Below are 10,838 nucleotides of genomic sequence, written 5' to 3'. Positions count from 1 at the left end.
CCCCCGGCCCGCCACGATTCCGGCCCACGGGTGCGTCCGGTCACCACACCGGCCCCACAACCGGACATACCGCCCGCACACGGCGATCGGACCGGGTGATCGACTCGGGATCGCCGAACTCGGGCTGTCCGGGACCGGTCGATGGCCCCACATCGGTGAACTCGTGTCGATCATGCCGATCGGGGCGGCGTGGCCGGAGCCCGTGGCACTCGGGAGGTACCGGGGAGGCCTAGGGTGATCGTGTGGCGACCCTTCTGCTTCTGCGACACGGCCGTACCACCGCGAACGCCGACGGCGGCCTGGCCGGCCGGCAGCCGGTCGAGCTGGACGACACCGGGCGCGCCCAGGCCACCGCGGTCGGCGAGCGGTTGCGGGCGGTGCCGTTGGCAGCGGTCGTCACCAGTCCGCTGATTCGCTGCCGGCAGACCCTGGAACTGGCGTTGCCCCAGGCCACTCCCGTGGTGGAGGAGGGGCTGATCGAGTGCGACTACGGCAGCTGGGAGGGGCAGCCGCTGAAGAAGCTCGCCAAGGAGCCGCTCTGGCCGGTGGTCCAGCAGCACCCCAGCGCGGCGGTCTTCCCGCAGGGCGAGGCGATGGCGGCGATGGCGGCCCGCGCGGTGGCGGCCGTCCGTGACTGGGATGCCCGGGTGAACGCCGAGCACGGGCCCGAGGCGGTGTGGCTGGCGTGCAGCCACGGCGATGTGATCAAGGCCATCGTGGCGGATGCTCTCGGCGTACACCTGGATGCCTTTCAGCGCATCGTGGCCGACCCGGCGTCGGTGACCGCGATCCGCTTCACGCCGCTGCGGCCCTTCCTGGTCCGGCTCAACGACACGGGCGGTGACCTCGCCGCACTGGTCCCGCCGCCGCGCAAGCGGCGTCGGCGGACCACGCGGGCGGCCGACTCGGACGCGGCTGTCGGCGGCGGAGCGGGTGCGGCCAGGTGAGAAACACCGCCACGCCCGGCTGTGGCCCCCGCTACACCGGGCGCGTTGCCCCTGCGGCGATTCGGGTCGGTGGGGTGCGCGACGCCATGGTGGGCCGGATAGGGTCGTGGGTATGACCCACCAGGTGCACGCCTTCGAACCGCCGGAGCGGTTCGTCGCCGGGACCGTCGGGCCGCCGGGGGAGCGCACGTTCTTCCTGCAGGCCCGCGGCGGCGGCAGGCTGGTCAGCGTCGCGCTGGAAAAGGTCCAGGTGTCCCTGCTGGCCGAGAAGCTGGAGGAGCTGCTCACCGAGGCGCAGCGCCGCTTCGGCGTGGAGTTGCCCGAGCTGGCGCCGGTGACCGGCGACAACGAGCCGTTGGACACCCCGGTCGACGAGGAGTTCCGGGTCGGGACGCTCGGGCTGGCCTTCGACGTCGACACCGCGACCGTGGTGATCGAGGCGATCGCCGCCGGCGAGGTCGAGCCCGAGGTCGAGCTGGGCGACGAGGACGACGAAGAGGACGACGAGGACGAGGAGCCGGACGAGGACCTGGACCGGCTGCGCGTGCGGCTCACACCGCAGGCCACCCGCCAGTTCATCGAGCGGGCCCGGCGCGTGGTCAACGCGGGCCGGCCGCCGTGCCCGCTGTGCGGCCAGCCGTTGGACCCCGCCGGGCACCTGTGCCCGCGGCACAACGGTTACCACCGGTGACCTTGTCCGGCCTCCAACCTCTGCGCGACGGTGACGCCGCGCTGCGGCTGCTCCGCGACGGCACCCTCGACCTGGAGGGTCGGCTGGTCGACGCGTCGAACACCACCCTGCGGGGCATCCTGACCCTCGACGGCGTCACGGCCCGCTGCGTCTACAAGCCGGTACGCGGGGAGCGCCCGCTGTGGGACTTCCCGGACGGCACCCTCGCCGGCCGGGAGGTGTCCGCGTACCTGGTGTCCCACGCCACCGGCTGGGGCCTGGTGCCGCCGACCGTGCTGCGGGATGGTCCGTTCGGCCCCGGTTCCTGCCAACTCTGGATCGACGAGCCGGAGGACGCGGAGCCGTTGGTCGGGTTCGTGCCGGCCGAGGAGGTGCCGCCGCGCTGGTTCCCGATCGCGGCGGCCCGGGACGACGACGGCGCCGCGTACGCCCTCGCGCACGCCGACGATCCACGCCTGGCCCGCCTCGCCGTACTCGACGCGGTCATCAACAACGCGGACCGCAAGGGCGGGCACGTGCTCGTCGGCGCCGACGACCGCATCTACGGCGTCGACCACGGGGTGAGTTTCCACGTCGAGGACAAGCTCCGTACGGTTCTCTGGGGTTGGGCCGGCAAGCAGGTTCCGCCGGACGCCATGGAGATGCTCGACGGGCTCGCCGGGCAGGTCGCCGGGCCGCTCGGCGAGGAGCTGGCCGACCACCTGACGATCAGCGAGATCGCCGAGTTGGCCGCCCGCGTCGAGAAGTTGCGCGAGACCGGCCGCTTCCCGCAGCCCCCGGAGGACTGGCCGGCGATACCCTGGCCACCCATGTGACCCCGCTGTCATCTTGATCACCCGTGGGGCGTCCCGGTGTCGCCTGAGGGCTGGTTAGGCTGAGGCCATGGAGTCTTGGGCGGGACACGAGGTGCCACGGCTGCCGGGTCGGGGCGAGCCGTTGGCGTTGTACGACTCGGCGCGGCAGAGTGTCCACCCGAGCGACCCGGCCGACGCGGCGAGCATGTACGTCTGCGGTATCACCCCTTACGACGCCACCCACCTCGGTCACGCCGCCACGATGATCACGTTCGATCTGGTGCAGCGGATGTGGCGCGACGCCGGCCGTCCCGTGCGGTACGTGCAGAACGTCACCGACATCGACGACCCCCTGTTGGAGCGGGCCGCCCGTGACGGCGAGGACTGGGTGGTCCTGGCGATGCGGGAGACCGCCCTGTTCCGCGAGGACATGGAGGCGCTGCGGATCATCCCGCCGGAGCGTTACGTGGGCGCGGTCGAGTCGATTCCGGACATCGCCGACAAGGTCGAGGTGCTGGTCAAGGACGGCGCCGCGTACCGACTCGACGACGGCACCGGCGACGTCTACTTCGACATCTCCGCCACCGGCCGGTTCGGCTACGAGTCGAACCTGACCCGCGAGCAGATGCTGGAGATCTTCCCCGAGCGCGGCGGCGACCCCGACCGGGCCGGCAAGCGCGATCCCCTCGACCCCCTGCTGTGGCGGGGAGCGCGCGAGGGCGAGCCGTCCTGGCCGGGCGGGGAGTTGGGCCCGGGTCGGCCCGGCTGGCACATCGAGTGCGCGGTCATCGCGCTGAACCTGCTCGGCGACCGCATCGACGTGCAGGGCGGCGGCAACGACCTGCTCTTCCCGCACCACGAAGCTTCCGCCGCGCACGCCGAACGGCTCACCGGCCAGGCCCCGTTCGCCGAGCACTACGTGCACGCCGGCATGATCGGCCTGGACGGCGAGAAGATGTCCAAGTCCCGCGGCAACCTGGTCTTCGTGTCCCGGCTGCGCGCCGACAAGGTCGACCCGATGGCGATCCGGCTCGCGTTGGTCTCCGGGCACTACCGCAGCGACCGCACCTGGACCGACGAGGTGCTCACGGCCGCGCAGGAGCGGCTGGACCGCTGGCGGCGGGCCGCCGCCGCGCCCGCCGGGCCGTCCGGGGCCGAGCTGCTGTCCGGGGTACGCGCCAGACTGGCCGACGACCTCGACACCCCCGGCGCCCTGGCGGTGGCCGACCGCTGGGCCGACGCGGCCCTCTCCGGCGCCACGGAAGACCCGCAAGCCCCGGCCCTCTTCGCGAAAACCGTAGATGCCCTCCTAGGCATCCGCCTCTAACGCCCCCCCGCGGCCGACCGCTCCCCACGCTCGCCGGCGGACCGCGCCCGCTCCTCAGTGTCGATCATGAACTTCTGGTGGCCGGTATGAGGTGCTGCGCCCCTTATGTGAGGCACCACAAGTCCATGATCGACGCGAGCCCCCGTGTGCCTCGCCGTCGATCTTGCACTTTCTGACGTCGTAAAAGGTGCTGATCGGGGCGAAGCGTCGACAGGAAGTGCAAGATCGACGGGGCGGGGTGGGGTGGGGTTAGCCCAGGACCAGGCCTGGGTCTGGGTCGGGGTCGGGGGTTGGGGCGGGGATCTGGTACTCCTCGGTGAGGGTGGTCATCGGGCCGGGCCAGGTGGCCTGGGCGACCTCGATGGGCTTGCGGTGACTGTCGTACGCGATGTGCAGCAGGTGCAGCACCGGTGTGTCGGGCCGGATCTGGAGGGTCTCGGCCTCCTCCCGGCTGGGCTGGCGGGCGCTGATCGTGTCGGTGGCCGAGGCGTACCGGCGACCGGTGGCCTCCTCGGCCTCCTGGTAGAGCGGGCGGCCGAACGCCTCGGCCCGCTCCAGCGAGGTGCCATCGGTGTCGCGGGGGAGGAACCAGGAGGCGCCGACCTCGACGGGGGAGTCGTCGGTGCGTACGAGGTGGCGACGGCAGAGCAGGTTGGTGCCGTCGGAGACGCCGAACGCGTCGGCGACCTCGGCGGGCGCGGGGGCGAGGCCGACGGAGACGAGCTGTTGGCGGTATCGGGCGGCCAGGTCGGTGTGGTAGCCGCGGAACCCGCCGTACCGGCCCCGGGAGAGGCGGTTCAGTCGACGCCGGGTGCCCCGGACGTACGTACCGGAGCCGGGTTTGGTGATCAGGATGCCCTCGACCCGCAGCTGGTCGACGGCGCGTTGCACGGTCTGCTTGGCGACGCCGAACATCTCGGCGATGGCCGGGATGGACGGCAGCCGCTCGCCGGGCCCCCAGTCGCCGCGGCGGACCTGGGCCTTGAGCTGCGCGGCGATCTGCCGGTGGGGGAACTCGGCGGCGCCGGGATTGATCTGCACATCCGCCTCCTTGATCACATCTAGGTTCCTAGGATGCCCTAGAGGGAGTGACGGCGCTACCCAGGACACGCGGAAACGGGCCCCGAACGCAGAAGAGGGCCCCCGGACCAGAGAAGGTCCGAGGGCCCGCGACGGACAGTGCTACCAGGAGCCGGCGGTGGGGCCGGCCGAACCGCCTCGACGCCGCAGGTACTTCTCGAACTCCTGGGCGATCTCGTCGCCGGTCAACGGGGTGATGCCCTCGTCGCCGACGCGTTCCTCCAGCTCGCGGACGTACTCGCCCAGCTCGGCGTCCTGGTCGGCCGCGCTGCGTACCCGCTGCTCCCACTCGGCGGACTCCTCGGCCAGGTCGGCCATCGGCACCGGCAGGTCGACGACCTCCTCGACCCGGTGCAGCAGGGCGAGGGTGGCCTTGGGGCAGGGCGGGTTGTTGGCGTAGTGCGGCACGTGCACCCAGAACGAGACGGCGTCGACCTCGGCGCGGGCGCACGCGTCGTGCAGCACGCCGACGATGCCGGTCGGCCCGTCGTAACGGGTGGGCGTCAGCTGGTAGCGCTCGGCGGCCTGGGCATCGGAGGCGCTGCCGCTGATCGGCAACGGCCGGGTGTACGGCACGTCGGCCAGCAACGCGCCGAGCAGCACGACCCGCTCCACCTCCAGGCTGTGGCAGATCTCCAGCACCTGCTCGCAGAACGTCCGCCAGCGCATGCTCGGCTCGATGCCCCGGATCAGCACCACGTCGCGGTCGGTGCCTTCGGGGCTGGCCACCATGAACCGGGTTGTCGGCCACTCCACCCGGCGGGTCTCCCCGTCGGCCATGGTGATGGTGGGCCGGCTGACCTGGAAGTCGTAGAAGTCCTCCGGGTCCAGCTCGGTGATCTGTCGGGCGTTCCAGACCTGTTCCAGGTGCTCGACGGCCGCGGTGGAGGCGTCGGCGGCGTCGTTCCAGCCCTCGAACGCGGCAATGGCCACGGGGGACCGCAGGACCGGCAGTCCGTCGAACTCGGTCACGCCGTCACCTCACCCTGCTCGTCGCGGCCGGCACCGGGACCGCGCCCGGTTGTCGGACCGTGGTGCACGATGGCGTCCCTGTTCTCCTTCACGTCCGTCAGCCTACGTGTCGAGCAGGGATGCGGCCCGTCGGCCGCGCCGGTCCACCCACCGCGCCACCGGGCATACGGCGGCGAACCGGACAGGGTGATCCGCCCGACACAATATGGGATCGGGCGTGGACGGGGCTCGGGTTCGCGTGAGGCCGCACTAACCTGAACGGGTGCGGACTTCGTTGCTGGATGTGCTGGCCGATCGGATCCTCATCGCCGACGGGGCGATGGGCACGATGCTGCAGGCCGCCGACCTCACGCTCGACGACTTCGACGGCCTTGAGGGATGCAACGAGATCCTCAACGTCACGCGCCCCGACGTGGTGCGGGGGGTGCACGACGCGTACCTGGCCGCCGGCGCGGACTGCGTGGAGACCAACACGTTCGGCGCGAACCTCGCCAACCTCGCCGAGTACGACATCCCGCAGCGCATCCGCGAGCTGTCCAAGGCGGGCGCGCGGATCGCGCGGGAGGCCGCCGACGCGGCCAGCACCCCAGAGCGGCCCCGCTTCGTGCTCGGCTCGATCGGCCCGGGCACCAAGCTGCCCACCCTCGGGCACGCCCCCTACGCGACGCTGCGCGACGCGTACCAGGAGAACGCCGCCGGCCTGATCGCCGGCGGCGCGGACGCGCTGGTCATCGAGACCTGCCAGGACCTTTTGCAGGTCAAGGCGGCGATCGTCGGGTCGAAGCGGGCGATGGCCGAGCTGGGCGAGTCGGTGCCGATCATCTGTCACGTGGCCGTGGAGACCACCGGCACGATGCTGGTGGGCAGCGAGATCGGTGCGGCCCTCGCGGCGATCGAGCCGCTCGGGGTGGACCTGATCGGGTTGAACTGCTCGACCGGTCCGGCCGAGATGAGCGAGCACCTGCGCTACCTGTCGCAGCACTCCCGCATCCCGCTGTCGGTGATGCCGAACGCCGGCCTGCCGGTGTTGACGGCCGACGGCGCGTACTTCCCGCTGACTCCCGTGGAGCTGGCCGAGGCTCTGGAACGGTTCATCACCGAGTACGGCGTGGGGCTGATCGGCGGCTGCTGCGGGACCACCCCGGAGCACATCCGGGTGTTGGCCGAGCGGCTGCAGGGCGTCACCGCGCCAGGGCGCGAGCCCCGCCACGAGGCGGGCGTGTCGTCGGTCTACCACCCGGTGCCGTTCGCGCAGGACGCCTCGGTGCTGATGGTGGGGGAGCGGACCAACGCCAACGGGTCCAAGGCGTTCCGGGAGGCCATGCTCGCCGCCGACTGGCGGGCCTGTGTGGAGATCGCGCGCAGTCAGGCCCGCGACGGCTCGCACCTGCTCGACCTGTGCGTCGACTACGTGGGCCGCGACGGCACGCAGGACATGCGGGAGCTGGCCGGCCGGTTCGCCACGGCGTCCACTCTGCCGATCATGTTGGACTCCACCGAGCCGGCGGTCATCGAGGCCGGGCTGGAGATGCTCGGCGGTCGGTGCGTGGTCAACTCGGTCAACTTCGAGGACGGCGACGGCCCGGAGTCCCGCTACGGGCGGGTGATGCCGGTGATCCGGGAGCATGGTGCCGCCGTCGTGGTGATGTGCATCGACGAGGAGGGGCAGGCGCGCACCGCCGCGGACAAGGTCCGCATCGCCTCGCGCACCATCGACGACCTGACCGGCAGGTGGGGGATGGACCTGTCCGACATCCTCATCGACACGCTGACCTTCCCGATCGCCACGGGGCAGGAGGAGACCCGCCGCGACGGCATCGAGACGATCGAGGCGATCCGGGAGATCGCCCGGCGTCACCCGGGCGTCAACTTCACCCTGGGCATCTCGAACATCTCCTTCGGCCTCAACCCGGCCGCCCGGCAGGTGCTCAACTCGGTGTTCCTGCATGAGTGCGTGCAGGCCGGCCTGACCTCGGCGATCGTGCACGCCAGCAAGATCCTGCCGATGTCGAAGATCCCCGACGAGCAGCGCGAAGTCGCCCTGGACATGGTCTACGACCGGCGCCGCGAGGGGTACGACCCGTTGCAGCGCTTCCTCGAACTCTTCGAGGGTGTCGACGTGACGAGCGCCCGGGCCAGCCGGGCGCAGGAGTTGGCGGCGCTGCCGTTGGACGAGCGGCTCAAGCGGCGCATCATCGACGGTGAGCGCAACGGCCTGGAGGCCGACCTGGACGAGGCGATGGCCGGCGGCCGGTCCCCGTTGTCGATCATTAACGACATCCTGCTGGACGGCATGAAGGTCGTCGGCGAGCTGTTCGGCTCCGGGCAGATGCAGCTGCCGTTCGTGCTCCAGTCCGCCGAGGTGATGAAGACCGCCGTGGCGTACCTGGAACCGCACATGGAGGCCACCGAGGACGGCGGCAAGGGCCGGATCGTGCTGGCCACCGTGCGCGGCGACGTGCACGACATCGGCAAGAACCTGGTCGACATCATCCTGTCCAACAACGGCTACGAGGTCGTCAACATCGGCATCAAGCAGCCGATCAGCGCGATCCTCGACGCCGCCGAGCAGCACCGCGCCGACGCGATCGGCATGTCCGGGCTGCTGGTCAAGAGCACGGTCATCATGAAGGAGAACCTGGCCGAGATGGCCACGCGCGGGGTTGCCGAGCGTTGGCCGGTCCTGCTCGGAGGCGCGGCGTTGACCCGCGCGTACGTCGAGGACGACCTGCGGTCCATGTTCCCCGGCCAGGTGCACTACGCGCGGGACGCGTTCGAGGGACTGTCCCTGATGGACAAGGTGATGACCGCCAAGCGCGGCGGCGCCCCGGTGATCGACCCGGAGCGGGAGGCGGCCCTCGCCGCCCGGCGTGCCCGCCGGGAACGGCAGCGCACCACGGTCACCGAGTCGCTGCCGGAGCTGCACGACTCCTCGGTCCGATCCAACGTGGCCGTCGACGTGGAGGTACCCACCCCGCCGTTCTTCGGCACGCGCGTCGTCAAGGGCGTGCCGATGGCCGACTACGCGGCGCTGCTCGACGAGCGGGCCACGTTCCGTGGGCAGTGGGGGCTCAACGGCGCCCGCGGCGGCAACGGACCCTCCTACGACGAACTGGTCGAGACCGAAGGTCGGCCGCGTCTGCGGTACTGGCTGGACCGGCTGATCGCCGACCAGGTCCTGGAGGCAGCCGTGGTGTACGGCTACTTCCCCGCGTACTCCGAAGGAAATGACCTGGTGGTGCTCGACGAGAACGGGCACGCGGAGCGCGCCCGGTTCTCGTTCCCCCGCCAGCGGCAGGAGCGACGGCTCTGCCTCGCGGACTTCTTCCGGCCCAAGGGCGACCAGCTCGATGTGGTCGCGCTGCAACTGGTCACGGTCGGGCAACCCGTCAGCGAGTACGCGGCGAAGCTGTTCGCCCGCAACGAGTACCGCGACTACCTGGAGGTGCACGGGCTGTCCGTGCAGCTCACCGAGGCCCTCGCCGAGTACTGGCACCGGCGCGTGCGCGCCGAGCTGACCCTGCCCGACGGGCGTCCGCTGGGCCACGACGACCCGCAGGACCTGGCCGGCATCCTGCGCAACGACTACCGGGGCTGTCGGTACGCGTTCGGCTACCCGGCCTGCCCCGATCTGGAGGACCGGGCGAAGATCGTGGACCTGTTGGGCGCCGAGCGGATCGGCGTCGAGTTGTCGGAGGAGTTCCAGCTCATGCCCGAGCAGGCCACCGATGCCATCGTGGTCCACCACCCGGAGGCCAGCTACTTCAACGCCAAGTGACGCCGTCTCTGTCCTGAGCTGCTCGAAGACCGAGTTCCCAAGCTGAGGGTACTCGTCCGCTTGCTTAACGTTTCTCTAGGTAGCGGCGAACAAGCCGTCTGACGATGGCCTCGCCGGCGACAGCGGGCAGGTAGCTGGCTTCTTCGTGTGACTCGTGGCCTTCCCACTCGGGGATGTCTGCTGGCTCCTCGCCTCCGATGCCCAACGACACGTCACTATGCCGGGCGCGTAAGTAGAACCGCTCGCCGTTGGGCAGAGATCCTTCTACCTGTACTGGAGCTGCCGAACAGGTCACCTGCGCTTCCCAGCCCTCGGTTCGCAGAGTGGCGACGAACTGGAGCCAGGACGTTAGGTGTTGCTGGTGCCACCGCCGTCGTTGAGCCTCATCCATGAGGTCATGGTCCGGACCTACCTCAACCTCCGTACACGTGGTGGCTAACCGCGACAGCCGCAACGGACACTGACGGACTGCGGGGGATGGGTAGGAATGCCTTCACAACTCAACCTTCGTCTCATGCCAGCGGCCCCCGGCCTCGGTGGCATCGACGGTCGTATTCGGCCGGCGGTCGGAGGAGGATGAGGGCCATGCCTGAAGCCTTCGTCGCCGAGCCGCCGTGCGCGGTGTGTTGGCGACCGGCGACACACGTGGAACTCGTCCCACCGGATGGCCAGCCGGTCGCTTGGCAGCGCTGGTCACCGGCGCAGCGCGACGCCTACACCGCCGCGCGAGCGCGCCACGCCGGCCAGCGGTGGTGGCTGCTGTATTCCGGGATCGCGGCGGGTAACGGGCTCGGCCGACCGGCGGACCCGGCCGAGGCACAGCGCATCGTCGACGCCTTCACCCAGCCGTACCGGTACGCCGCCGTCACGACGGCCGGCTTCTACGACGACGCCGGATTCTGTGCGCGATGCGAGGTCCCGTACTGCTCCCACCACTGGAACGTGTCCAGCACCGGCTACGGACGATGCCCCCGGGGGCACGGCAAGAGTCTCGACCCGCACTGGTCGCCCTAGCGATCCCTGACGCGTAATTGGGCCGCACGAGCACGGCCCGGGGAGGATGTAATCCCGGTACTCAGACGATGCCTCGTCTGATCGGCGGAAGCTGTGGCCCGCCTCAGCCTCGCAGGCGTCCATGACTCGCACCCCGGGCCGTGCCGGACTCAGGATAGGTGGGCTTGACCCGTTTTGACGGACAGGGTCGATGTGTTGATCTTATTCAGGCTGCTTGGTTTGTCGGTAGCCGGTG

8 protein-coding genes are annotated in these 10,838 nt (G+C 70.8%); 6 read left to right on the top strand and 2 right to left on the bottom strand.

From position 1 onward, the window contains the following. Positions 1-242 precede the first annotated feature (242 nt). The 4 genes from ACLQ25_RS31920 (at position 243) to mshC (ending at position 3,759) form a co-directional block, all read left to right on the top strand. On the top strand, positions 243-947 hold the full coding sequence (locus ACLQ25_RS31920; protein ID WP_425734447.1) for an MSMEG_4193 family putative phosphomutase: 705 nt from the start codon (positions 243-245) through the stop codon (positions 945-947). Between the two features lie 112 nt (positions 948-1,059). After that, positions 1,060-1,638: a DUF3090 domain-containing protein gene (locus ACLQ25_RS31915; protein WP_355052975.1), complete on the top strand. Its 579-nt coding sequence runs from the start codon at positions 1,060-1,062 to the stop codon at positions 1,636-1,638. Then, positions 1,635-2,453 (top strand): SCO1664 family protein, encoded by an 819-nt coding sequence (locus tag ACLQ25_RS31910; RefSeq protein WP_425734446.1) that lies wholly within the window; start codon positions 1,635-1,637, stop codon positions 2,451-2,453. Before ACLQ25_RS31915 ends, ACLQ25_RS31910 begins: the two co-directional genes overlap by 4 nt. Positions 2,454-2,520: 67 nt before the next feature. Beyond that, positions 2,521-3,759, top strand: a complete 1,239-nt coding sequence (gene mshC / locus ACLQ25_RS31905; RefSeq protein ID WP_425734445.1) for a cysteine--1-D-myo-inosityl 2-amino-2-deoxy-alpha-D-glucopyranoside ligase — start codon at positions 2,521-2,523, stop codon at positions 3,757-3,759. 249 nt (positions 3,760-4,008) lie between these two features. Here the strand turns inward: mshC and ACLQ25_RS31900 are convergent, their stop codons facing one another. Further along, the gene (locus ACLQ25_RS31900) at positions 4,009-4,800 is read right to left on the bottom strand and encodes a GntR family transcriptional regulator (RefSeq protein ID WP_425734444.1); all 792 of its coding nucleotides are present in this window, start codon (positions 4,798-4,800) and stop codon (positions 4,009-4,011) included. 141 nt (positions 4,801-4,941) lie between these two features. Further along, positions 4,942-5,811 (bottom strand): PAC2 family protein, encoded by an 870-nt coding sequence (locus ACLQ25_RS31895; protein ID WP_425734443.1) that lies wholly within the window; start codon positions 5,809-5,811, stop codon positions 4,942-4,944. A 262-nt stretch (positions 5,812-6,073) separates the two neighbouring features. Here ACLQ25_RS31895 and metH point away from each other — a divergent pair, with 262 nt between their 5' ends. Both metH and ACLQ25_RS31885 read left to right on the top strand, forming a co-directional pair. Beyond that, positions 6,074-9,589, top strand: a complete 3,516-nt coding sequence (gene metH, locus ACLQ25_RS31890; RefSeq protein WP_425734442.1) for a methionine synthase — start codon at positions 6,074-6,076, stop codon at positions 9,587-9,589. Positions 9,590-10,174: 585 nt separating this feature from the next. Continuing rightward, on the top strand, positions 10,175-10,603 hold the full coding sequence (locus ACLQ25_RS31885) for a hypothetical protein (protein ID WP_425734441.1): 429 nt from the start codon (positions 10,175-10,177) through the stop codon (positions 10,601-10,603). The last annotated feature ends 235 nt before the right edge of the window (positions 10,604-10,838 follow it).

This window comes from Micromonospora sp. DT44, assembly GCF_049841635.1.
In the GTDB taxonomy this organism is placed as follows: domain Bacteria; phylum Actinomycetota; class Actinomycetes; order Mycobacteriales; family Micromonosporaceae; genus Micromonospora.
The sequence above is the reverse complement of the archived record's forward strand: the minus strand, read 5'-3'. Positions and strand labels throughout refer to the sequence as shown.

What these genes read in the sequence shown, in the direction of transcription:
- ACLQ25_RS31915 (WP_355052975.1), top strand. Translation starts at nt 1,060, where the DNA reads ATGACCCACCAGGTGCACGCCTTCGAACCGCCGGAGCGGTTCGTCGCC.
- ACLQ25_RS31885 (WP_425734441.1), top strand. Translation starts at nt 10,175, where the DNA reads ATGCCTGAAGCCTTCGTCGCCGAGCCGCCGTGCGCGGTGTGTTGGCGA.
- mshC (WP_425734445.1), top strand. Translation starts at nt 2,521, where the DNA reads ATGGAGTCTTGGGCGGGACACGAGGTGCCACGGCTGCCGGGTCGGGGC.